The organism is Asaia lannensis NBRC 102526, from assembly GCF_024054035.1.
Taxonomy (GTDB): Bacteria; Pseudomonadota; Alphaproteobacteria; order Acetobacterales; family Acetobacteraceae; genus Asaia; species Asaia lannensis.
In genome coordinates, this window is record NZ_JAMXQU010000008.1 from 107,953 (window position 1) to 132,361 (window position 24,409).

Annotated in this window: 19 protein-coding genes; 10 read left to right on the forward strand and 9 right to left on the reverse strand. The window is 54.6% G+C overall.

Annotation, left to right across the window (positions count from 1 at the left end; genetic code table 11):
* Positions 1 to 16: 16 nt before the first annotated feature.
* Both kdpA and NF685_RS11140 read right to left on the reverse strand, forming a co-directional pair.
* Positions 17 to 1,723, reverse strand: a complete 1,707-nt coding sequence (gene kdpA, locus NF685_RS11135; protein WP_252849647.1) for a potassium-transporting ATPase subunit KdpA — start codon at positions 1,721 to 1,723, stop codon at positions 17 to 19.
* A 2-nt stretch (positions 1,724 to 1,725) separates the two neighbouring features.
* On the reverse strand, positions 1,726 to 1,815 hold the full coding sequence (locus NF685_RS11140; RefSeq protein WP_222548244.1) for a potassium-transporting ATPase subunit F: 90 nt from the start codon (positions 1,813 to 1,815) through the stop codon (positions 1,726 to 1,728).
* Between the two features lie 475 nt (positions 1,816 to 2,290).
* Between NF685_RS11140 and NF685_RS11145 the strand changes: the two genes are divergently transcribed.
* Positions 2,291 to 2,452 carry a DUF3309 family protein gene (locus tag NF685_RS11145; protein WP_222548243.1) on the forward strand — a complete coding sequence of 54 codons (162 nt, stop codon included), beginning with the start codon at positions 2,291 to 2,293 and terminating at the stop codon, positions 2,450 to 2,452.
* A 247-nt stretch (positions 2,453 to 2,699) separates the two neighbouring features.
* Here NF685_RS11145 and NF685_RS11150 read toward each other — a convergent pair whose 3' ends face one another.
* The 3 genes from NF685_RS11150 to NF685_RS14355 all read right to left on the reverse strand — a co-directional run bounded on the left by NF685_RS11150 (position 2,700) and on the right by NF685_RS14355 (position 6,962).
* Complete coding sequence (locus tag NF685_RS11150; protein ID WP_252849648.1) at positions 2,700 to 3,329, reverse strand: glycosyltransferase family 4 protein; 630 nt, start codon at positions 3,327 to 3,329, stop codon at positions 2,700 to 2,702.
* A gap of 587 nt (positions 3,330 to 3,916) precedes the next feature.
* The gene (locus tag NF685_RS11155; RefSeq protein ID WP_252849649.1) at positions 3,917 to 5,191 is read right to left on the reverse strand and encodes a capsule biosynthesis protein; all 1,275 of its coding nucleotides are present in this window, start codon (positions 5,189 to 5,191) and stop codon (positions 3,917 to 3,919) included.
* A gap of 7 nt (positions 5,192 to 5,198) precedes the next feature.
* The gene (locus NF685_RS14355; RefSeq protein ID WP_252849650.1) at positions 5,199 to 6,962 is read right to left on the reverse strand and encodes a capsular polysaccharide export protein, LipB/KpsS family; all 1,764 of its coding nucleotides are present in this window, start codon (positions 6,960 to 6,962) and stop codon (positions 5,199 to 5,201) included.
* Positions 6,963 to 7,137: 175 nt separating this feature from the next.
* On the opposite strand from NF685_RS14355, the gene NF685_RS11165 reads away from it, so the two are divergent.
* The 8 genes from NF685_RS11165 to NF685_RS11200 all read left to right on the forward strand — a co-directional run bounded on the left by NF685_RS11165 (position 7,138) and on the right by NF685_RS11200 (position 20,767).
* On the forward strand, positions 7,138 to 8,613 hold the full coding sequence (locus NF685_RS11165) for an LTA synthase family protein (RefSeq protein ID WP_252849651.1): 1,476 nt from the start codon (positions 7,138 to 7,140) through the stop codon (positions 8,611 to 8,613).
* Between the two features lie 138 nt (positions 8,614 to 8,751).
* Positions 8,752 to 9,303 carry a sterol desaturase family protein gene (locus tag NF685_RS11170; protein WP_252849652.1) on the forward strand — a complete coding sequence of 184 codons (552 nt, stop codon included), beginning with the start codon at positions 8,752 to 8,754 and terminating at the stop codon, positions 9,301 to 9,303.
* 13 nt (positions 9,304 to 9,316) lie between these two features.
* Positions 9,317 to 10,462 carry a glycosyltransferase family 4 protein gene (locus tag NF685_RS11175; protein ID WP_252849653.1) on the forward strand — a complete coding sequence of 382 codons (1,146 nt, stop codon included), beginning with the start codon at positions 9,317 to 9,319 and terminating at the stop codon, positions 10,460 to 10,462.
* 618 nt (positions 10,463 to 11,080) lie between these two features.
* Positions 11,081 to 12,286: an MFS transporter gene (locus tag NF685_RS11180; RefSeq protein WP_252849654.1), complete on the forward strand. Its 1,206-nt coding sequence runs from the start codon at positions 11,081 to 11,083 to the stop codon at positions 12,284 to 12,286.
* 262 nt (positions 12,287 to 12,548) lie between these two features.
* Positions 12,549 to 15,434, forward strand: a complete 2,886-nt coding sequence (gene nirB, locus NF685_RS11185; RefSeq protein ID WP_252849655.1) for a nitrite reductase large subunit NirB — start codon at positions 12,549 to 12,551, stop codon at positions 15,432 to 15,434.
* Positions 15,435 to 15,443: 9 nt separating this feature from the next.
* Positions 15,444 to 19,310, forward strand: coding sequence for a bifunctional nitrate reductase/sulfite reductase flavoprotein subunit alpha (locus NF685_RS11190; RefSeq protein WP_252849656.1), 3,867 nt, complete (start codon positions 15,444 to 15,446; stop codon positions 19,308 to 19,310).
* Between the two features lie 3 nt (positions 19,311 to 19,313).
* Positions 19,314 to 19,895 carry an ANTAR domain-containing response regulator gene (locus NF685_RS11195; protein WP_222548233.1) on the forward strand — a complete coding sequence of 194 codons (582 nt, stop codon included), beginning with the start codon at positions 19,314 to 19,316 and terminating at the stop codon, positions 19,893 to 19,895.
* Positions 19,892 to 20,767: an ABC transporter substrate-binding protein gene (locus NF685_RS11200; RefSeq protein ID WP_264813651.1), complete on the forward strand. Its 876-nt coding sequence runs from the start codon at positions 19,892 to 19,894 to the stop codon at positions 20,765 to 20,767. The genes NF685_RS11195 and NF685_RS11200 overlap by 4 nt, the downstream gene beginning before the upstream one ends.
* Here the strand turns inward: NF685_RS11200 and NF685_RS14300 are convergent.
* The 4 genes from NF685_RS14300 to NF685_RS11215 all read right to left on the reverse strand — a co-directional run bounded on the left by NF685_RS14300 (position 20,752) and on the right by NF685_RS11215 (position 23,499).
* Complete coding sequence (locus NF685_RS14300) at positions 20,752 to 20,880, reverse strand: hypothetical protein (RefSeq protein WP_264813652.1); 129 nt, start codon at positions 20,878 to 20,880, stop codon at positions 20,752 to 20,754. The genes NF685_RS11200 and NF685_RS14300 overlap by 16 nt on opposite strands.
* Before the next feature lie 206 nt (positions 20,881 to 21,086).
* Positions 21,087 to 22,604, reverse strand: coding sequence for a Hint domain-containing protein (locus NF685_RS11205; protein WP_306414237.1), 1,518 nt, complete (start codon positions 22,602 to 22,604; stop codon positions 21,087 to 21,089).
* On the reverse strand, positions 22,556 to 22,912 hold the full coding sequence (locus NF685_RS11210; protein ID WP_252849658.1) for a hypothetical protein: 357 nt from the start codon (positions 22,910 to 22,912) through the stop codon (positions 22,556 to 22,558). Before NF685_RS11210 ends, NF685_RS11205 begins: the two co-directional genes overlap by 49 nt.
* A gap of 404 nt (positions 22,913 to 23,316) precedes the next feature.
* Positions 23,317 to 23,499, reverse strand: coding sequence for a hypothetical protein (locus NF685_RS11215; protein ID WP_252849659.1), 183 nt, complete (start codon positions 23,497 to 23,499; stop codon positions 23,317 to 23,319).
* A gap of 687 nt (positions 23,500 to 24,186) precedes the next feature.
* Between NF685_RS11215 and NF685_RS11220 the strand changes: the two genes are divergently transcribed.
* Entirely contained in the window at positions 24,187 to 24,381 is a 195-nt protein-coding gene (locus tag NF685_RS11220) for a hypothetical protein (protein WP_252849660.1), read from the forward strand.
* The last annotated feature ends 28 nt before the right edge of the window (positions 24,382 to 24,409 follow it).

Genomic DNA, 24,409 nt, shown 5'->3' on the forward strand with positions numbered 1-24,409 from the left:
ATCGGACAGGCGCCTTCTAGTAGGTCGTGCCGTGGAGCATGGCGAGATGCTCGACAATCGGGCCGAGGGCGAGGGCAGGGAGGAAGGTCAGACCACCGACGATCACGATCACACCTGCGACGAGGGCTATGAAGAGACCGTTATCGGTGGGAAATGTGCCTGGCGTGGGAGCAGCGACTTTTTTGGCAGCCATGGAGCCCGCAATGGCAAGGGCGGGAATGATCACGAAAAATCGCCCGATCATCATGCCGATGCCCAGCGTGATGTTCCAGAAGCCGTTTGCAGTCAGACCTGCAAAAGCGCTGCCATTATTGGCCGCAGCGGAGGTGTAGGCGTAGAGCGCTTCGGAAAAGCCGTGAGGCCCGCTGGCAGACAAAGCGGAAAGCCCGGCTGGCAGAACCACGGCCAGAGCGGTAAAGCCGAGCATGACGAGTGGCAGGCAAAGCACGGCCAGCATGGTCATCTTGATTTCCCGGGCTTCGATTTTCTTGCCCAGATATTCCGGCGTGCGTCCGACCATGAGACCGGCCATGAACACGGCAATGAGTGCAAAAAGCAGGAAACCGTAAAGCCCCGAGCCCACGCCGCCGAAAATGACCTCACCCAGCATCATGTTGATGAGGGGTACCATGCCACCGAGCGGAAGAAAGCTTTCATGCATGGCATTGACCGCACCGCAGGAGGCATCGGTCGTGACCGTGGCAAAAAACGCCGAAGCCGCAATGCCGAAGCGCGTTTCCTTGCCTTCCATATTGCCGAGCGTGCCATCGAGACCCAACGATGCCAGAAGAGGATTGGCATGGGCTTCCGACCAGTAGAGCACGCCTGCGCCGATCAGGAAGAGAACCGACATGGCCGAGAAAATGGCCCAACCCTGTTTTTCCTGTCCGATCATGCGGCCGAACATATTTGTCAGCCCGGCGCCGAGCGCAAAAATACATAGCATCTGGACGAAATTGGTAAGGGCGTTCGGGTTCTCGAAGGGATGGGCAGAATTGACGTTGAAATACCCGCCGCCATTTGTGCCCAGCATCTTGATGGCTTCCTGCGTGGCGACAGGGCCCAGAGCAATTGTCTGTTTTGCGCCTTCTAGCGTGAAGACGGTCGCCGATCCCGTCAGGGTTTGTGGAACGCCCTCCAGTACGAAGAACAATGTCAGCAGCATGCAGGCTGGCAGCAGCACATAGAGCGTGACCCGCACCAGATCGGTCCAGAAATTGCCGATGGTCGAGGCGCTGCGTCGTACGAAGCCGCGCATGATGGCTGCGGCAATCGCGATACCGGCCGCGGCGGAAACGAAATTCTGGACCGTCAGCGCCAGCATCTGACTGAGCGGGCTAAGAGTCGTTTCACCGCTATAGCTTTGCCAGTTGGTATTGGTCAGAAAGCTGATTGCCGTATTATAGGCGAGGTCAGGGGATACTGCGCCCAGACCTGCCGGATTGAAGGGGAAAAAACCTTGCAGCCGCAGCAGGGCATAAACGGCGATGAAGCAGAAAATCTTGAACAGGATAACGACCAGCGCGTAATGCGACCAGGATTGCTCACGCGTCGGGTCGATACCCGCAAGACGGTACAAGCTGCGCTCAAGCCCGCCCAATGGGCGCTGGAAGATATGTTTCTCACCTTCGAGCACGCGTTTGAGAAAACCGCCCAGCGGGCGGGTGATGGCCACCACGCACAGAAAGAACACCGCGAGGGTGATCCAGCCTGACAGGGTCATGATCAGAACCTTTCAGGACGTATGAGCACAGCTGTGACGTAGGCGAGTAGCCCGATGGTCACGAGACCGGCGAGAATGAGATCGGGCGTCATGTCAGATCCTTTTGCAGACCGAAATGAAACCCAGACACAACACGAAGCCGATCAGGCCCAGTGCACAATACAGAATATCCAGCATTGAGAAGCTCCCGGAATGAGGGAGCGATTATCCGGCTGGATGGCGTAGGGATGACAGAGGGAGTCCGAACGAGACATATAGGAATGTCATAGGAAAAGGCCTTCTACACTGTTAGGCCATGTATGGTGATCGATCCGGTCCCGATGTGGGGGGTGAGTGCAATTGTCAGGAGAGGGGCAGCTCCACGACCTGGCCGCTCAGCACGGGTTTTGATGCATGCGCGTACCGGAAAGAGGTAGCGATCGACCCGGATATGTAACAGATGTGGCAGGAATACACGGACAACCCATAATATGGGTATTCGGAGGAGTGTGGTGCGAACCGGATTTCATCTGGTGCGTGATAGGGTGACGGTGGCGCAATAGGGGCTACCGATTACGGGGTCTCACCATGAATCTCATCGTTGTCATTATAATCGTCCTGCTTCTGCTCGGCACATTCGGTGGCTATGGCGGCTGGTACGGAACCCCCTGGACAGGCTACGGCGCGGGCGGCGGTGTTGGCCTGATCGTGATCGTGCTTCTGATCCTGATCCTGATGGGCCGTCTCTGATCGTCGGTTTCTCGCACTACGAGTTCGTTGGGGGAAGAACGATCTTTCCCCAACTGACCGGTTGCTCTCTTGAAACCCGGTCTCGCGGGTGTCTGGCGTCTCGCATAAGCAACCCAGATGTATTCCTTACACCAGAGCCTCGCACACGTGGCCAGACTTCACAGTTCTGATCTGATTGCAGGCTTAAGAGCGGCCTTCTCGTGTCGGAGTCACCGTCTTTCGCAGTCGTATGTCGGACGGAGCAGGGTCATTCCATGTGGAGCGCGGCCAGTCCGAGACGAACCTGATCTGGCCAGGGAGACACTGAAGGAGAGATGCGAGCCTCATCGGTCTCAACGACAGAAGTGTCTTCCATGAGTTCCATGACCGCTTTTTTCCAGGCCGGGCCATCTGTAGGGTCGATATAAAGGGCATCCGATCCGGCAACTTCCCGAAGAACAGGCAGATCGGAACAGACGGTCGGAGTCTTTACGGCCATGGCTTCCAGAAGAGGAAGGCCGAACCCTTCGGTGAAGGACGGGAAAAGGAGGGCACGTGCACGACGAAGACAAGCAATGACTTGCTGATCATCCATGTTATTATATTCGATGACGACGTTCTGTAGTATCGGACAGCGTTCCAGCATATCGACAACGTTCTCGTTTTCCCATCCCCGCCTTCCTATTATGACGAGTGCAGGTGTTTCCCTGCCGAGATGATGGGCCATATCGCGCCAGATATTCAGCAGCAGGAGATGGTTCTTGCGAGGCTCGATCGTTCCGATGCAAACGAAGAATGGACCTTTCGGAAGGTTTTGCGGAAGGGTATCGGCCCCCTCGTCGACGCCCCAGATATGCAATCCATGCGCTACGACATGAATAGGAACGTCGGTAGGCATGAAAGGTGCGAGGGAGGTGCGGACACTTTGTGTCGGGACAATAATAGACTTTGCAAGGCGTCGAACCGTATCGAGCCTTTTCAGGTGGCGTTTATCTTCTCCCGGGCGGCTGTATTCAGGAAACTCTACAGGGATGATATCGTGGATCATGACGGCAAGTCGTGTCCGCGTTTCTGTCAGAAATCGCTCTATAGGCTGTGCGCGCATAAGATGATGATGGGAAAGAAGAAGATATATGCCGGGCGGTGTGTTGCCTTGGGTGCACATCCTTTTTTTACGCAGAGAAACGCCCAGAAGTATCCGGCGCGCCATCCATTTCAGGGTAGATGGATTTATCTTTCTTCCGTCCCAGAGTGCCGCTGTCAGTCCAAGGAATTGCGAAATTTTGTTCCGATCGATCGGGCAGATGCCATGCATCGGGTGATAAGCGACAAAGGTCAGAGGACCGGACCAGTTTTGCTGCAGATAGATCGCATATTCGTATTCTACCCGGTCGATTCCTGTAGGAACATGCATTCCCGCGCGCGATAGCAAACGCGATATGTCCATATAGACCGGAGAAGCGGGCATGGAAGTTAGAGACATGCTTACTCTTCGAGGTGTGAGGGAAGAAACACGATGTCGTCATGCTCGGACTCAAGGTTGTTGATCCGGCTCATCGCGCCTGACACGAGCGAAGCGAGGCCCTCGTCAGAGAAGAAGCCACCTTCGATCAGACAGCGGCTTATCATTACTTTCATAAAGGCTTCCAAAGTCTCGGGATCAGGGCGGGCCGGATTTATCCAGAACTGATCAAGTGACTGCTGATCGGTGACGCGATCGACATTGTAGACAGCGCGCCCCAGTACCTTGACCGGTATATTGTTGGCCAGGGCCAGAGTGCCGGTCGTGCTGTTGATTGTAACGACACCGCAGGATTTCGCTACGATATGGGCAATATCTCCGTATTCGACATAGCGAACACGATCAGAGATGCCCAGAGCCGCTGCGAGTTCAGAAACAAGCAGCTTCCAGTTCTTGACCCCATTATCGAGGGGATGTTCCTTGATGACCAGATAGAGACTTTTGGGAGCATGCTTCGCGAACGAGATCATGATCATGCTGAGTGCGGGGGTCATGCCCGCGAAATCAGAGTGCAGGTGGATTTGTGAGTCTGCGTCCAGCTGTAGGGGGCACAGCATGTAAGGTGCATTGTTTCGCTCCAGCCAGAGAAGCGACTCACGTGACCTTGCGATTGCTTTTTTCTTTTTTGCAAGACGTTTGAGCCAGCTTACGCCCTCATACCAGGCGCCCCATGGTCGATAATCCTCCCAGTGAGGAAAACGCCAGCGCGTCAGTATGTCGGAGGCATTATACGCTACAGCTTCCAGCGCGCGTCTTCTGAAAGACGACGGTACGGTTTTGTGCGGAGCCAGCGGAGGACAGCGCTGTGCCTGCTGGATATACCATTCCGAGTTGCGTGGGAGGGTAGAGTGTCCGTTGACGCCGTCTCGTTCGAGAGTGACCCAGTCTGGCCGGATATAGCCTTCCTCAAAGACATAGATGCGTATTCCGAGCTGCTGCCCGATCTTGATGGCCGTGCGATGCAAAGGGCGGCAATCGCCGAAGAGAATAATATCTGTGATGCCCAGCTTCTCAAGGACGCCCAAGAGAAATACGGGCCATTGCGTATCTGTTCCTCTGAACGATATACCGTTCGGCAGACGCCAGAAGCGACAGTCCCCCCCATTGAAGTTGATTTTCCATACAGCGTGATCTTGCGCCGCGAGAGCCTTGCCCAAACTCTCGAAGAACGGCCCCATCAACCCCTGCAGCAACAGGAAACGACGGTCGGATTTTTGTTTCTTTGTTTCAGTAAGCATCGTTTGATCAGGAAAACCGTGTGGAACGAGAGAGGGTAGCAAAGAGAAGTGCGGCGCGTTTGAGTGCCGCTATCTGCAGCCTGCGCAGGTGCATCCATACTGTTGGGCGCCAGAGATCCGGATCGTCAAAGCGATCCAGCAATATCTCCAGCGCGCAGGGAAGATGCGTTTTCGGATCAAGGTACCGAGGGTAGAGCAGCAGGGTACCTGCAACCAGCTCTTCAATTGAAAGCATGCGCCCCCGGCGCTTGGGAATAACACCCATATCCTGGGTGAGCCCCCACCCGGCGTAGAACGGAACGCCGTATGTGGTAACCGGTATCTCGCGGACGAGTGCTTCAAATCCTGCCAGAGACGTCATTGTATGGAGTTCGTCAACTTGCGTCATACACTCTATGATGTTACCCCCTCGGCTTATCTCATCGGCAAAACCGAGCGCGATCGCGTCTGGTAGCATACCTTTACGGTATCCGCCTTCGACGTCCGGATGAGGGCGATAGATGATATGCGCATCGGGTCGAGCAGCGCGAACGGCACGTAGCAGAGCCAGGTTGTCCTTGATTTCGCCACCGCCGCGCAGGACGGACAGGTCGTCTGCTACCTGTCCCGGAACGAGAATACGCAAGCGGGAGCGTTCTTGGGGCGCAGTGGATGCAACCGGGCGCTGGTGAGCATATTTCGATATACCTCGTGTCCTGAGGCGTCTTATGATATCGCGTGCACGCGACATCAACTCGGGGTCGAACCGCGCATTGGCAAGAATATATTCCAGATCGCTCGCCTGCGAGGGGTCGTAATAAACGCCGCGCGTATCAAGAAAAATGGATGCCGGGGGCTGAAGAGCGCTACCTAACCCAACCGATCGCACAAAGCCATCCTCGACGAGCACGACGTGTAGCCCAGCATCCTCCAGGGCGCCTCTGATCGTGTCAGGCAGGCGTGTTGCCCATATCGCGACCTGTTCCTTACGTGAGTGGGTGCATTGCCTTATCACTGAGCGTGCGGACGACGAGATCGGTGGAGAGCCGGGCGCCTGTGAGAGGAACCGCCGAATCTGAGGTCGCTTCCAGAGCGACATTCCCATGACAGCGCCGATGCGCCGGTTGGACTGTATGATTTCTTTCCAGAAAACGAGGAGCTTTATTGTTTCCAGACAAGACATCAGGCGTCCTGAAAAGGGACAAATATACTCTACTTCTTTGTATAAGGTCTCCAGAGCCTGCACGCGCGTTAAACGCTGCGGCTCCAGGCTTTTACGATGCCATATATGAACTGGTTTGTCGTGGATCGCGGCCAGGATACATAGGTCGTACTGACAGGCATCAGGCTCTATTGCGATAACTTCGTCGAGTCCGGGCATTAGCGAATGCGGGTCTTGTTTTCCGGCCGGAGCATAGTTCAGACCGAGAATTCTGGCGACTCTCAGCGACCGTGCAGACCGATACGGGACGACAAGCAGTATGTCGGCCCGATCAACCCGCTCATTGAGAGAGAGCAACACTCTGCGGATGACGGAGATGTTGATATTGTCTGGTACGGTAAGAATAACCTTGAAATGTCTTCTTGAAGGCTTCTCCCAGAATGTGCCTCCAACTCCTTCCGACCGAACGGCTTCGCCGATTGCGCGTAACGCCTCGTGGGGGATCTGACCTGTCTCTCCGTTTCCGGCAGAAAGGGGCGTTCGTGACAGGCGCGGCATGTCCTTTCTGAACGGCGGAGCGGAGAAAAAATGATGCTTTTTACTGTCCGCCGTCATGTTCACCGCAATCACCAACAACCTCAATAAAGAAACCTATGTCAAAGTAGGGTGAACCGCCCCATCTGGATGACCTTCCTAGGCGCGTTGCTCCATGTCAGGCAAGGCCAAGTTGGAACTTCAATGCGGCAAGAGTATGCTCGTTGACAGTGATAGCGTGCGTTTGGTCCTAAAAGGGGATGACGCGTGATTGTCCGCATCAACGAGGAAGAATGGCCTGCGATCGGTGATCTTGTATCTTATCCTGGGTATGGCGGCAGCTTGTCTGTGCAGTCTGCCAACTTTGCTTTTTCCGGTTGCTGGCAAGAACTGGATTTCGTCGCGGCAATCGGTTCTACTGTTCCATATTGCCGCTGCGGCTGGTTTGTTTTCGCTGGCTACACTAATATCTGGCTCAGTAATTGTTGGCTTTGTAATCACATTATTTCTGATGTATGGGTTATCTATAGCATCATCGATTAAATTCGGGATACTAAGGGAACCAGTATACTTCACAGATATTATATCGTTGCGCGAGCTATTGAGAAATCCGGAATTTTTCATATTCTCCATACCGGTGCTGGGGTGGATCGGCATAGCTGCACTGTTATCACTCATTGTTTTTCTGGGCTGCTATCTCGTTACGGCGTCCTTGCATGTACGGCTCTATTGCATTCCTGTGCTCTCACTGGTGCTGGCCTTCTATGCGCTATATATGAGGTATGCACGCCCGCATGCGCCCGACTGGCCACGTGACATTGGGCAGTTTGGTGTTACGGGTATGCTTGTCATCTACTGGCGATGCTGGGGGCTTCAGCCAGATCCTCCGCGTGCAGAGATCTCTCCGGGCGAGCCGAAAGTCGATGTCGTGCTCGTGATCCAGTGCGAGTCCTTTGCGGATCCTTCGATTTTCAAAGGGGGCAATCATGATCTGGTGCCTAATCTGACGGTAGCGCGTGACAACGCTTATGCATACGGCAATCTTCTGGTCAGTGGGTTTGGCGCCTATACGATGAGGACTGAATATGGCGTCCTGTTTGGTCGTGATGAGGCACAACTCGGTTTTCGCCGATACGATCCGTTTCTGACCGCGCGTCAGGAAGCTTCCTATGCGCTTCCTGCCAAACTGAAAGATAGTGGGTATCGTACTCTGTTCGTACATCCGCATGGCTTGCGCTTTTATGGGCGCGATGCGTTGATGCCAGCCATAGGATTTGACATAGTGGACGACTGTAGTGCGTTGCAGGGGAATGCCAGAGCAGGGAAATACGTCAGCGACTGTGATCTCGCCGACACATTGCTCCAAAAGATTGATGACGCGGCGTCTCCGGTTTTCATCTATGCAGTGACTATGGAGAATCATGGTCCATGGGCCGGGGAACCCCAAGAGGCGCTTGCCAGTTATCTGCGCCATATCGGTAACAGCGACCGGATGCTAGGTAGGCTGGTGTCTGGACTGGAGGAGCGGCAGCAATCGAGTCTGATTGTCTTCTTTGGCGATCATCGTCCGTCCTTGCGTGGGATCGCCTACAGCGACATGGAACGCTTCACGCCTTATGTTGTCTTGCAGTCGGGTCGAGGCGAGAATTCAAAGGCCGATCTCACACCGGCGGAACTGCATCATCTGATCGAGGGTCTGGCCGTAAAACATCGTCAGGGCTCAGAGCAATCAGAGGCATCGACTTAATTTTGTAGTGCAAAGAAGTGAGACTTGTCCTATCGTACTGCACCCTGTGAGCCTTGGTTCACCTTCGAAGAGTATTGAATATTGGAAAAGCACCGACCTACAATATTTCGCACCTATTGGCTGGAATGTCTCACATTCATGCCGGCGAGTATGTTTGGAGTGCTGTGGAGTATTGTAGTCCTCGGTTATATTTATTTTGCGTTGCTGGGAAGTGGCATATCGTTCTCCTGCATGGTTGCGGCTCTTTTGTCAGGAATTGCGATCTGGGGGCTGTTCGAATATGTGATGCACCGTTTCCTGTTCCATATGCATCTCACATCCAGGCTGGGACGTACGGTGCTTTTCGTCCTTCATGGAAATCATCATATGTTCCCGCGGGACCGCTATCGCAATCTTATGCCTGCTATTGTCAGCCTGCCACTCGCAGCGGCGTTCTATTTCGTATTTATCAGTACAATGGGGCAGTCTTTCGGTAGACCGTTTTTTCTTGGGTTTCTTTGTGGGTATATTGCGTATGACGGATGGCATTACGCGACGCATCAGCACCGTTTTTCTAACAGAATATTAAAGAGCATTCAGCGGCATCATCTCAAGCACCACTATGCAGATTCAGAAAGCAACTATGGGGTGACAACGCCGGTATTCGATACTTTGTTTCACACCGTATGCAGGAAAACGATGGAGCGATAAGGTAAGCATTGTCATGTGTGCGACAATTGCGGTCGGCGCGCGTAATGTAGGAGCCCCGGGAGAAACAGGCGTTTCCACTTATGCGTCAAACCTGTGCGATGCCATACAACGTAATGGCGATCATGTAGGCATCGCGGGGGGTGGTGACATAATCAAAAAGCCGTACGCTCTGAGCAACAAACTGCGTCGCTTTTTTTTGTCCCTCAAAAAGCTACAGGTCCTCTCCTATCAGGAGCAGGAAGCAATCTGGTCGAATGAGGATTTCTATCGAAAAATCCAGGTTCATTTTTCTACTTTTGGCCGGATTGCCACCACATGCGCCTCGTTCGCGCCGGATCTGGTTCACTGGACCTATCCATATCCCGTTTGCTGGAACGGGGTTCCCAATGTCGTCACAGTTCACGACCTCGTTCCAATACTGCGGCCGGATCTGACCGGTATCAACTCCGGTCGTATGGAGAAATTGCTTGAACAGTGTCTGGGCCAGGCGACTGCAATAGCGACGATATCCGATGCCGTTCGTCGTGATATCGAGGACGTATTCCCGCAGTTCAGGGACAAGGTTGTCGTGCTTGGTCAGTCAGTTTCTCTGCCAGTTGTCGACAGGATCGCGCCGGGGTCGAACAAGCCGGACAGCCCGTTCCTGTATTTCGGGTCTATCGAGAAGCGGAAAAATATACGAAGGCTGATTCTGGCGCATGGACGCAGCGGGACGAACCGCACTCTGATTTTGGTTGGTAATCATGGCTTCGGGGCGGCAGCCGAAATGGCGGCAATCAATGATCATCCACGGCCTCATCTGGTTCGCCACATTCAGTGGTGTGAAAGACAGAAACTGTTCGACCTGATCGCGGGTGCTTGTGCCGTGCTGTTTCCTTCCCTGGCAGAGGGGTTTGGTCTGCCAATTCTGGAAGGAATGATGATCGGCACGCCTGTTCTCACGAGTAGACTTCATGCGATGGAAGAAGTCGCCGGTAATGCAGCGCTGCTCGTCGACCCGTACAATGTCGATGAATTGGCAGAAGCGATCCGGAATCTGGATAGAAACCTCGAGCTGAGGAACTTTCTCGCAATATCGGGATTGAACAGGGCAAAATATTTCTCAATGGATCGCTATGCGCTAAATGTAAAGAATATGTATTGCGGGATATCAACATAAGCAAAAATTACCCCGGACTTCACTGGGTGGCTCTGCATCCGGCAAAATTCATGATATATCTTCGCGCTGGCGGTGGCTTGCACATCCGGTTGAACGTTAGGCGGGAAAGCTGTTTCTCGACGTATCGTAGCAATTGCAGGGCCTCTTTTCGAGACAATGACGCGCCTTGCGCATCATGATGCCTTTTCCCGGGGAGCTTCAGTCACAATGACGCTTGTGCGCTCGTTGCAATCTGCCGTGACTGTCGGGACAATTGCGGTGATCGTCTCGGCTGACCTCTAAACCCGCTCCTATCCGAGACCGCAATCGTTTGCCGTGTGATGGAAAGCCCATTGCGATAGGATGTCTTGGCATGATGCTGCAGCGTCTGTGTATATCATTTCAGCGAATACGCACCCGTCCACAAACACTCCCGCGGTGTAATCAGACACACTATTTTGACTCCAGATCAGTTTGACGTCGCATCGAATTGCCTGTTAGGGTTTCTGCGAGCGTCAGATCGCATCAAGGGCGATGCGAGATACTTCGGCGAACCATCTATGTTTCAGGTTCAAAGATGAACCTGATGCCGTGAAGGCGTGACGGCCAGTGCAAACGTGCCGTCATCTGGAAACCGTCATGGACAGGGCCTTCCTCAAGGCAGGCAATCTGCCGACACTGATCGCAGCATTCCTGTATTTCGATTGCTCGTTCATGGTTTGGGTCCTGCTGGGACCGTTGGGCATTGCGATTTCTCATACCTTGGGCCTGAATGCGAGCCAGAAAGGTTTGCTGGTGGCAACGCCTGTGCTCGCCGGAGCTTTTTTCCGCGTGGTTCTCGGCGCATGTGTCGATGTGCTTGGTGCCCGCCATACGGCGATAATCGCCCAGATTGCTGTGATCCTGGGGTTGGTTATGACCTGGCTGATCGCGCCTTCTTCCTACGTGGCGATGTTTCCAGTGGCAATCATACTCGGTATCGCCGGAGCGTCGTTTGCCGTCGCCTTGCCTCTGGTATCCGGCTGGTACCCCCCACAATATCAGGGCACCGCGCTTGGTATTGCTGGAGCCGGTAATTCCGGCACAGCTCTGGCTGCGCTTGTCGCTCCAGGACTGGCAGTGAGGATTGGCTGGATCAATGTTCTGGGGCTCGCGACTCTGCCGCTGATTCTGGTGCTTCTTGTTTTCCTCGTGTTGGCCAAAGAGCCACCCCAGCGCCGTTCTGCAGGTGGCGTGCGTGCCTGGATCCCGCTGCTGCGATCGAGGGACGTGTGGGCCCTTATGGGAATGTACGCTGTTTCTTTCGGCGGCTTTGTCGGGCTTGCATCATTTCTGACAATCTACTTCAATGATCAATATGGTCTCAAACCTGCGACCGCTGGGTTATGCACTGCAATAATCGTATTTGCTGGATCTTTCGTGCGTCCACTGGGCGGTGCATTGGCCGATCGTATGGGTGGTACACTCGCATTATCCATTCTGTTCGGCGTCGTGTGCCTTATCTACCTATCGATCGGTATTGGTCTTCCCTCTTTCTTCTTTGTCTTCGTCACTTTTTTCGTCGGCATGATGGCTCTTGGACTTGCAAACGGCGCCGTGTTCCAACTGGTCCCAACCTGGTTCCCAAGGTCCGTCGGCATTCTGACTGGCCTTGTGGGCATGAGCGGCGGCCTGGGCGGGTTCTGTCTGCCGGTTCTTCTGGGCTCCGTACGTCACGCGACGGGCGGATACGGTGTCGCTTTTCTGCTATTTGGCTTCCTGTCGTTTTTGGGAATGGTAGCGTCCCTCAAGTCCCGTGAGCGCTATGGAAAAACGAGGGTCGCAACGCGGCAGGGGGCGTCGTGAACGTGCACGGGTTTGCTGCGTCAGAGCGATCTGATCGCTACGGGGCTGACTGGCTGCGGACAACAGGATTTCGTGTGCAGCAAGAGGCGCTGCTTGGCGTATTTGTCGGCAGAGGCGGTCGAAATGCTCCAGCCATGCACGATCCCGGCGTAGGATGCAGTATGTTCTCCGGCTCTACTGTCACGACGAGACCGAATGCCCGTGACGATGCTTCTTGCGTGCAGACAACTATGATCCAGTCTTGGAGAGGGATATTCCGGAAATGACCGACAAGACAAATATCATCATAATCGGGAACGGTATGGTGGGGCATTATTGCCTAGAGCAGCTTGTAAGCTACGGACTTCATGAAATCCATACGATTCACGTCTTCGGGGCGGAGCGACATGCTGCCTATGACAGAGTGCATCTGTCCGAGTACATGACTGCGCAGGACGCCTCTTCATTACTTCTGCATCGGGAGGATTTTCATGACGCTCATGGGATATCGCTTCATCTCGACACGCCCGTTGATGCCATCGACCGTAACACCCGGACGGTTCATACCGGACAGGGTAGCTTCCCCTACGAAATACTGGTGATTGCGACAGGGTCCTATCCTTTCGTACCCTCTATACCCGGTAGTTCCGGAACGGCCGGCCTAGTTTATCGCACGCTCGACGATCTCGATGCGATCCGTGTTGCGGCTCAGGGAGCGAAACATGGCGTGGTGATCGGTGGTGGCCTGTTGGGACTCGAAGCTGCCAATGCAGTCAGGTCGCTCGAGTTGAGTGTGTCGGTCGTCGAATTTGCCCCTCGCCTGATGCCGGTTCAGCTCGATGATGAAGGGGGGCGCGCCTTGCGACATCGGATCGAGCGTATGGGCATAGACGTTCGTACGGCGCACGCAACACAAAGGATCGAGCCGGGGGATAATCTGAGGCACAGGCTTGTCTTTGCTGACGGTACGTCTCTGGAAACCGATCTGGTCGTATTTTCCGCCGGGATTCGACCCAATGACGCGGTTGCACGTGAGTGTGGGCTAACAACAGGCGCGCGTGGCGGTATTGCGGTAGACGACCACTGTCGCACTGATGACCCGCATGTCTTCGCTATTGGGGAGTGTGCTGCATGGCAAGGGCGTACCTTCGGTCTCGTTGCCCCCGGTTATGCCATGGCGCGCACTGTTGCTGCCGTCATTGCAGGTGAAGAGGCAGCCTTCACAGGTGCCGATATGTCTACAAAGCTGAAGCTGCTCGGAGTGGATGTCGGGTCGATCGGGGATGCCCAGGGTGCAGAGCCCGGGTCGACCAGCTATCGTTTTATTGGCGAAGCTGATGGAAGCTACCGGCGTCTGGTAGTCTCGGCAGATGGCAAGCGTGTGACGGGTGCTGTTCTTGTTGGTGATAATTCCTATTACGATACAATTCAGCAGTTCGTACAGAATGCTATCAGACTACCTGCCGATCCTGCGGCGCTGATTTTGCCGCGGGGAGAAGGGGCCGCGCTTTTAGGGGCTGATTCTCTCCCTGATACAGCGATGATCTGCTCATGCCATAATGTGACAAAAGGAACGATCAATGCGGCTATCGAACAGGGTTGTGCGGATTTCGGCGCCCTGAAGAAGCAGACCAAAGCATCGACGGGGTGCGGTGGTTGCGCTGGACTGCTCAAATCTGTCTTCCAGAATGAACTGGCTGCTCGCGGGATAGAAATCGATCATTCCCTATGCGAACATTTTTCCTATACCAGGCAGGAATTATACGCGCTGGTTCGGGTGCACGGCATCCAGACGTTCAGCGAGTTGATGGACAGGTATGGCAATGGCGGTCTGGGATGCGATATCTGCAAGCCTGCCGTTGGCTCGATCCTGGCATCTGCATGGAACAAACCGATCACCGATCCGGCATATATTCCGCTGCAGGACACGAATGACACCTTCATGGCCAATATGCAGAAAAATGGCACTTATTCCGTTATGCCGCGCATTGCAGGCGGCGAAATAACACCGGAAAAGCTGATTGTCCTGGGGCAGGTTGCCAAGAAGCATGGGCTCTATACGAAAATTACCGGTGGTCAGCGTATCGATCTGTTCGGCGCACAGATCCATCAGCTCCCCGATATCTGGGCCGAACTTATAGAGGCCGGGTTTGAAACCGGTCACGCTTATGGAAAGTCGACCCGCACCGTTAAGTCATGCGTGGGGAGTACCTGGTGTCGATACGGCGTGCAGGATAGCGTGGGTCAGGCACTCGATCTCGAAAACCGCTATAAGGGTCTGCGTAGTCCGCACAAGCTGAAATTTGCGGTATCCGGCTGCACACGTGAATGCGCAGAGGCGCAGAGCAAGGATGTCGGGGTGATCGCCACTGAAAATGGCTGGAATCTGTACGTTTGCGGGAATGGTGGAATGCGTCCGCGGCATGCGGAGCTTTTTGCAACTGATCTCGATTCAGCGACACTTGTTCGATATATTGACCGCCTCCTGATGTTCTATATCCGGACTGCTGACAAATTGCAGAGAACTTCGGTATGGCGGGAAAATCTCGAGGGTGGAATCGAATACCTGCGGGATGTCATTATCAACGACAGCCTTGGCATTGCTGATGAACTTGAGCGTCAGATGCAGGCCGTGGTGGATAGCTATCATTGCGAGTGGCGCGAGGCGCTTTCCGATAGCGACAAGCTCAGGCGTTTCAGAACCTTCGTCAACGATACGCGTGCTGACCCCAACGTGAGAACGGTGCCTGAGCGCGATCAGATCAAGCCCGATGAAAACGGCCCTGGCTGTATTGCGGGCCCGGGTCCGACGGACTGGCAAAAGCTCTGTCAGGAGGAAGACCTTGTTCCCGGCTCGGGAGTCGTCGCCTGGTGGGAGGGCGCCCAGATCGCTCTCTTCTGCCTGCCTGCGACAATCTCGGCGCCTGCACAGGTTTTTGCCATCGATAATCACGATCCGTTCTCGAAAGCCAACGTGATCGGGCGAGGCATAGTGGGTGATTTGAAGGGAGAAATTGTTGTGGCTTCTCCGCTCTACAAACAGCATTTCCGCCTGCGTGACGGGGTGTGCCTTGAGGACGGTACAGTATCACTCCGCGTGTGGGATGCGCGTATCAGGGAAGGAAACGTGGAAATTCGTGGCCGGGAGCCAGCATTGGAACCGGTCTGACCCAAGGCGATGGCACATAACACCATCCGGTCGGCATGTCCTTATTGCGGAGTAGGATGCGGCATCCTGTTCGACGTTGAAGACGGGCGGATCGTAAAACTGCGTGGCGACCCCGAGCACCCGGCCAATCGTGGGCGGCTATGCACCAAAGGCAGTTCCTGCGACAAGCCGATTACGGCTCCAGGGCGCATGCGTCATGCGTCCAGCCGGTCAGCGAGGGGCGCTCCAAGAAAACCCGTGGGTATGAGCGATGCGATCGAGGAAACGGCGCGGCGGCTTCGCGCTATTCTCGATACGCACGGGCCGGATGCACTTGCTCTTTACGTCTCTGGCCAGATGACGATGGAGGCGCAATATCTGGCGAATAAACTCGCCAAAGGTTACTGGCGTACTCAACATATCGAGTCCAATTCGCGCCTTTGCATGGCTTCGGCAGGAGCGGGATACAAGACCTCGCTTGGGTCGGATGCGCCGCCCGGTTCGTATGAGGATTTCGACCAATCCGATCTGTTTTTCGTTATCGGCGCGAATATGGCCGATTGTCACCCGATCCTGTTCCTGCGTCTGCTTGATCGCAAGCGGCTGGGCGCAAGGCTGATTGTGGTCGATCCACGGCGGACAGCGACAGCAGACAAGGCTGATCTCTTCCTTCAGATCAGACCGGGTACCGACCTCGCCCTCTTGAACGGTATTCTACATCTGTTGCTGGCATGGAATGCCATCGATCATGAATTCATCACCCGTCATACGCGCGATTGGGAGGCGATGATCCCGTTTCTGTCGCAGTATGGGCCCGAACGGGTCGCTGAGGTAACGGGCCTTGCAATCGATGATCTCAAAAAGGCTGCCTACTGGATCGGGGAATCGGGCTCATGGATGAGTCTCTGGACCATGGGGCTGAACCAGAGTGTGACCGGTACGTGGCATACGAACGCATTGTGTAACCTGCATTTGGCCACGGGTGCCATCTGCAAGCCGGGAAGCGGTCCGTTTTCGCTCACGGGTCAACCCAATGCGATGGGAGGCCGGGAGATGGGGTATATGGGCCCCGGTTTGCCGGGGCAGCGTAGCACAATGGCGGCGGCGGACAGGGCCTTTACCGAGACTATTTGGAATTTGCCGCCTGGTACGATCCGTGAGGCGGCAGGCTTTGGCACAATCGGTATGTTCGAAGCAATGTCACGCGGTGAGATCAGGGCAGTCTGGATCATCTGTACCAATCCGGTAGCAAGCGTTGCGCGTCGTGATGGCGTTATTGCGGGTTTGGAGAAAGCAGAATGCGTAATTGTGCAGGATGCTTTCGAAGGAACGGAAACGGGCTCTTACGCCGATATCCTGTTACCCGGTGCGCTCTGGGCGGAGGGAGAAGGCGTGCAGGTTGGTTCCGACCGGACCATGACCTTGACGCGAGCTGCCGTGCCTCCGCCGGGTGAGGCAATGCCTGACTGGGAAATCATTGCCCGGGTCGCGCGTGCAATGGGATATACCGGGTTCGATTTTTCCAGTGCCGCAGAAGTATTTGCCGAGGCAGCTGGTTTTGCCAATCCCCAAACCGGTTACGATATTTCGGGTATCAGTCATGCGCGCCTCGAGCAGGGACCAGTCCAGTGGCCCTGTCCACCTGGTGATACAAAGGCGCGTCACCCTGTCCGGTATAAGCCAGATCCTCTTTCGGGGCCGTATTTCGCCACAGATGACGGGCGTGCGCAGTTTCTCGCTCGGCCGTTTCTCGGTGCGGGAGAACAGACGGACGAGGCTTATCCATTCGTGTTCGATACAGGCCGCCTGCAGCATCACTGGCATACATTGACCAAGACAGGCACGGTCGACTCTTTGTGCAAGCTTCATCCCGGACCATTCATAGAGATCCACCCCGACATCGCACGTGATCTGGCGCTTGCTCCCGATGACCGTGTGATGATCCGGTCTAGGCGCGGGGCGGCAACGCTGCCGGTGCGCACGAGTGATCGTGTGCCGCCGGGCGTGTGTTTTGCCCCATTTCACTGGAACGATGCATTCGGAGAGGATCTGGCCGTGAATGCGCTGACGTCTGATGAGGTGGATCCGGTCTCGCTCCAGCCGGGGTTCAAACTTTGCGCAGTCAACCTGAGTCGGGTACCGGCTCCGACCAAGAGCATAGACTCTCAGCCGGTCGAGCATCTGGCGAGCCTGATTGGCATCGAGCAGGCCCCCCCACTGCCTTTGTCAGAAACTGCAAGGGGGTGGCTCAGTGGTTTTCTGGAAGGGTTACGCCTGTCTCCGCCTCTCCCCGGGGAGGTGCCGCTCGTACCGCCACACGCCCCGATTGCCGGAGGGGAACGTTTGCGTATCGATGGGCTCCTTGCGGGCCTGTATGCACGCAAAATGCTGCCGGCCTCTGACCTGCCCACCAAAGGGCCGACCGTTTTCTGGGCATCTCAGACCGGGCGCGCTGAAGCCGCCGCTCATACGTTGGCCAAAGCAATGGATTGGCCCTGTATCTGTCTGGATACCGTATCGGCCGACGATCTTCCGACGGGAGATGCCATATTTGTAGTGTCTACTTTCGGGGACGGCGATCCACCTGATAGCGCCGCCGCATTCTGGACGGGGCTGGAAGCCCGGACTGCGCCTATAACTGGCATGCGCCACGCTGTGCTCGCATTCGGCGACTCAACTTATGCCAGTTTCTGTGGCTTTGGCCGGGCGCTGGACAAACGACTGGGGCAGCTTGGCAGTCAAACGCTTCTTGCCCGACACGAATGTGAACCGGATGACGACAATCGGGCGGATTGGCAATCTCGGCTTTATGCAGCGCTGGGAGTGGAAAAGACGGGGCTGACACGTCCAGGCCCGCCTGCAGATGACCCGCGTGCGGCCCCATTGGCAGTACGACTCTGCCGCAATGTGCGTATTACCCCTGCTGAGTCCGACCGCGAGACGCGGTTGATTGGATTTGATATAAATGGAACGGATCTTGCTTATGAGCCGGGGGATGCTCTTGGCATATGGCCATGTAACAGGTCAGATATTGTAGAGAGAGTGCTGAGCGTTCTCGGTTTTCCTGAGGAGACGGAAATTGTTCTGCATTCGGGCAAAACGACGACGTTGCGCGAGGCTTTGACCATACATTTTGACCTTTCGCGCGCCAGCGCTGCGATGCAGACCCACCTTGGTGCAGGCGCAGGCTATCTGCCGGACATGCTTGCCACTTCGGGACATGGTATAGCCCTGAGAGATATTCCTGTCCTTTTTCGCCGGCTTCAACCACGACTGTATTCTATTGCTTCGTCGCCGCTCGCCTATCCTGGTGAGGTACATCTGACGATAGGGGTTGCAAACGATCCTTATCCCGGTCTCTGTTCGAATTGGCTCGCTCGTCAGGGCACAGGTGGAGAGGTTCAGGTTTTTGTACAGAAATCGGGTCACTTTCGCTTGCCTGACGACGGGGCGATCCCGATCATCATGATTGGACCGGGTACAGGAATTGCGCCTTTCAGAGGTTTTCTGCAGCATCGGGCCGCCATCAATGCATCTGGTGGCGCTTGGCTGTTCTTCGGAGAGCGCCATGCAGCTTCGGGATTCTATTTTCGTGAGGAGCTTGAGGCCTTGCGTGATGCGGGCGTTCTTACGCGCCTCGATCTGGCATTTTCGCGCGATCAGGAAGCGCGTATTTATGTTCAGGATCGAATGAGGGCCGTCGGTGCGGATCTCTGGGGGTGGATTGCGCGTGGTGCCCATATCTACGTCTGCGGCGATGCAACGCATATGGCACGCGATGTCGATCTTACCCTGCGAGAAATCCTGGAAGAGCACGGGAAAATGGAGCTGTCGCAAGTCACCCAGTATATGAGCGAAATGACGCGAACGGGACGCTACGCCCGAGACGTATACTGAACTATGCGTGTTTTGATTGCCGACTCCAATTCGCATCGCGCTGTTGCGCTGTCTGAGCTGCTTGCAGCCGATACGGATCTTGAAGTCATATGCCCGGCTTCGGGCATGCCATTGATCGAAGCCGTAAGTCTGGGGAAACCGGATATTGTCTTGGTCGATCTGGGAACGGCCGATCGCGATGCGCTTGACAGTGTTCGTGTGCTTGCGGGAGCAGCGCAGAGTCGCCCGGTGGCGCTGTTTGTCGACCGGGATGATGAAGCCCTGATGCAGGAGGCTTTCGACGCCGGCGTATGCTCTTATAATGTGATCGGCGCGCTTCCACATGACGTCAAACCTGTCCTGCGTGCTGCCATCGCGCTTTATGCGCGTTTCCAGCAGCAGGCAGCTGCGCTGAATGAAGCGCAACGTCACCTGGCAGAGCGTGAGGTAATTGATCGCGCCAAGAGGCTGTTCATAATGCATGAAAAGGCAGGCGAAGCAGCCGCACATCGCTGGTTTCAAAAGCGTGCCATGCAGGAGGGAAGACGCATGGTGGATGTCTGCCAGCAATACCTTGATGTCAATCTATCCGGTGCCAAACCATGACGGTCCCTCTTCGCATAGGGCTTCTTCGTCTGGCTGACAGTTTGCCCGTCATGATGGCCAGAGAGCTGAAATTGTTCGAGAAGGCCGGGATTGCGGCAAAAATCATGGTTGAGCCCTCATGGTCCAATATAGCCGATGGACTAAGCTGGGGGCATCTGGATGCCGCCGTCATGTTTCCGCCGCTCGCGATCATGACATATCTCGGAAAGCGTGGTCGCCCGACGCCGTTACTGGTCGCAGCCAACCTGTCTTATGGCGGCAATACGATCGTTTTGCGTGATGGTGCCCTGGAGAGAGAAACTGCGCCTCGATTGGCCGTAGTTCATGCCTACTCGACGCATTTTCTGCTCTTGCGACAATACCTGCTTGAGCATTGTCCTCAGGCTATCGACTGTGTTGCGATCATGCCCCCCGACACAATGCTCGACGCGTTGTCGACAGGAAAAATCGATGGATTTTGCGCAGGTCCTCCCTGGGGGGCCGCTGCTGAGAGGGCGGGGATCGGGCGCATAGTCGGTGGCTCAAGCTCTCTTCGCCCAGGCCATCTTGAGAAGCAGTTCGTCGTCACGGAGAAATGGGCGGGCCGGTATCCGGACGAGGCCGCACAATTGAAAACAATCCTTGCTGGATCGATCACCCAGTGTCTCGATCCTGATAAGCGGGTAGCGGTTATTGATATACTGACCCGACCCGTTCGGGACGAGGGATTTGCGTTCCCGACAGAGGCCGTCGAGACCACGATGCCGGAGAGCGGCTATCCACATGCCTTCGAACTGCACCCCTCCAAGGAGACGTCAATTGGCTGGATCGCCACGGAGATGCGCTCTTTAGGCTGGATCAATGAGGACGACGATATTCATCCATGGATGTAATCGTTGCGCGGAAGTGCGGTGCCGCTGCCAACAGGCTGGCGTGCGGCTATGAAGGCTCCGCGTACGAGAAGCTGATATTTATGGGCGCGTGCGATACTTTGCGTGAGAAGCACGCCTGTGAACTCTTGGTGCGATAAGCTTCGCCATTGTGCACGCGCCGAGTGACGCATCCTGCCAGTCCTGACCTTTCAGGCCTGGCATTGAAAGCCTGAGACAGGCAATCTCGTGGGATCGCCACTCGCTGTGCTCGCCAGGACAGGACGAGCTGGTAATGATAAGTGTTCGATTTTTCGCAGAACGCCGGCAGATCCTGAACGGTTTATAACGAATAAAACTGTGTGGGCAGAACTTCTACGGAAAGCACCGCGCTGCCGTAATCGTTCTGCAAATCCGTTATATAGGCAGTTTCTCGCGTCCAGCGGAGATTTCTGCATTCGAGTGAATGCCAGCCCGGCACGGGAACATCGGTCAGATGTGCGCTGGAACTGCTCGTATCTTGCGGTTTGAAGAGCTTGATTTCTCCCACCAGAACGCCAAGATCGCGTCGATCGTCGAAGAACGGGCCGATTGCGTTGCTTGGGCGGAACTGTCTTGCCCGTAAAGCAAGCAGATCGAACGGCTCGTCTATGACAAACACGGCTTTATTTCCGTTGATACGGGCCGGTTTGACTTCGGTTTTTCCGTTCACGACCAGACTGATCTCAGGGTTATGCGGTGTAAATGCCGGCATATTGAGTGCAGCGCGACGCACGATCTGGTTAAAGATAGGCTCGATTTCTCTGATATCCGTTACGACGGGGAAGCGTTCTGCAGCATTCAGTTCGCTCGCGTCATCGTTGAGCGACAAAAAATTCGGATGGCTTTCGTGTAGAAATGACTCCGAATAAACGCCATTGGCAACAACAACAGAATGATTTTTCAAAACAAAATGAAATATCTCATACTCGCGTATGGTATTGTCATAAAGGATTGTGGCGTTATTGACGAGCATTCTTGCGGGTATGAATTTTCCCTCCAGAAACAGACAATGCTCATCGGTAATATAAAGATCTCGGTCCGGTATGCCCTCACCCAGGGCATCTTTTCTGACGCACACAGGATAGGTGGCGCCATCTTCATGTACGGTGAGTCGCCTGTTTCCTGTGGCAAGAATGATATCTGTTTCTGTTCCACCTTGCGGAGTATGGATGATTATTTCATCTCCGGCGGTGAGGTTTTCGACAGCAACGGGACCTCGCGGTGTCGAGATGAGAGTGCCAGCCAGATAGCATGGGGCCGGGTAATTATACGTGACACCCTTTTCCGTGTCGGATGAGGACGTCGACGCCAGACTGAAACCATTGGGATCGTAGCCGAGACCGATATTAATGGATATCTGCTGCAATTTTCCGGAAATTGTTGCGTAGATCAGCAAGACACCGCTTGAAGGGTCGTACTGATATGAGTCGGTAACGCCTTTCGCAGCAAGATCGATAATGTCGCCGATACCGAAGCCAGTAACGGTTATTGACGATACTGACGTATTCGGGATGAATCCGATATAGTTGTTCCCACCGGTGAGATTGATTGTCAGGTTACTCGCTACGCCACCACCAGACACAGCCGCACAGCCAAAGGCGACCTGAGAGTTATTCATATTAATGGTTTGGCCAGTAATGCTCATGAATGTCGGATTGCCGTAGCAAAGCTGTTTGCCGCCGGCGGACGCGAGTGTGACATTGTTCAGATTGATTGTCCCTGACCCGGTCATATGGCAGCTGGCGTTGTAGTTGTAAATCGAGCAGTTATTTATAGTAATACTTCCATTGTTCGTAATATTTCCTGCCAGATTGAAAATCCTTTTGCGGTTATGCTGTCATATCCAGAGGCGCTGCCCTGAACGCCGCTCCCGTTAACCACCAGAACACCAGTTGCACTCAGCGTGGCGCTGTTCAGTGACGAGCCGTCCCATACACCAAGCGCAATACCCGCACCCTCACCCATATTAACAATCATGGTGCCGTCGATTGTAAAAGCCGCATCTCCAGGGTTGCCCGAAATCCAGCAAGGTACAAGTCCGGGATTGACTGTAATATTATTAATGTCACCTTCACTCGTGGTGCCTTCTGCCCACGTGAAACGGCTACTCAAAGTGGTATCGGTCATCGGATTATGCTCGTCTTACTTGAGATTACAGATTGAATCCGCGTATTTTGACGCTCCCGTCACGCTAAAGCAACCGTATAGACACGAGTGTTAATCTGGAGAGACGTATGGCTGTGCTCGTGCGTTCATACTGCGAAATACGCGTATCGATCCGTCGCCTGCTCTCTCTTGTGGAGCAAGGTCTTCGAATTTGAATGTTAAGACCTATAATCTTTGTTATGCTATTTTCCTGTGGTGGAGGTAATTCGTATATCAAACAGGTTATTTGCTGATTAATTCGAAGCTCTTAGAAGTGGCCGATTTGGTAGAATATTGCCGGTCGGGGAGCGGCGACGGAAACGGTGGGCATTCGAAAAAAAACGTGGAATCCGTAATGCCAATCGGTCTCCGACAGAAACATGGAATTAGCGGTATTGTCCGGTATCTTCCTGCCAGTCCAGGCTCGGACCAAGGTTTCTGAGTGGGATATGGCCGACATGACGCACGACGACACTTGCCGATAAAGCGTCGGGTTCGGGAGAAGTATCGGGGAGACAGCCGGAGTGAATTCCCGCCGGAGCGTTGAACGCACCACGAGCGGAGGTCATTTGCCGCTGTTGAAACCGATGTCGGTAGCCTATCGGTCCGGGTCCCGGCAGAAGGTATAGAGCAGATCGTTCTAGCGAAAGCGCGTTTGGCTTTCCATTAGCGGTGACAGCTCGTGGGGCGAGCGGGTTAGGCCTCTCCTGACCGGGGATCGATCTGAGCTAACGGCATTTTCTTGAGCGTGTTATGTCGGCGTGAGTTGAGTAGTCCCGGGTCAAACATTGCTATCCGGTTTGATGTATGAAGCGAATCTTGCCTGATTGAAACGAACTTTACCGAGAAGTAACGTAAATTCATGAAAGCAAGATTGTTTTTTACCAGATGCTTGAAATGAAGGATGAAATGCCGGAAACCTTTCTCCATACTGAGCGTAGGCATTAACGACATCGAACCTTCGTTTCTTCATCGTCTGTCGGCATTTTGCCGCGTGCTTTCAGGGGAATAGCCCGATGATCGGATGTTGCGCGTATTTAACGAATACGTAAGTGAAATCTCCACTAATCAGGGTCTATAAAGGGATGATCCCAATACGACCGAAGATCGAAGTGACTTTGGATTAACTTTAGGCGGGGCCGGATAATTTGGCGAACAATATAAACCTTTCTGGTGATTTTGCCAAAGCTGACGCCACGACTCCGGCGGACACGACGACCAACGTATACGTTGCTGCGAACAGCAATCGATGCTGGGTGTATGGTTCTGATGGCACCAGCAGCCAGGTTCATGTTGACGGCAATCTGAACATCACTCTGAGCGATAATTCCAGCATTGCTCTGGGCGATTACGGCGGTGACTACACAGCTGGGTCTGTAATAAGCTCGACGGGTGTCGTCACACTGACGGGCATTGGAGCGCAGGGTAACGTTAATCCTAGGCTGCGTTGACAAAAGACCTCAGCCATAGCCTGGCGGT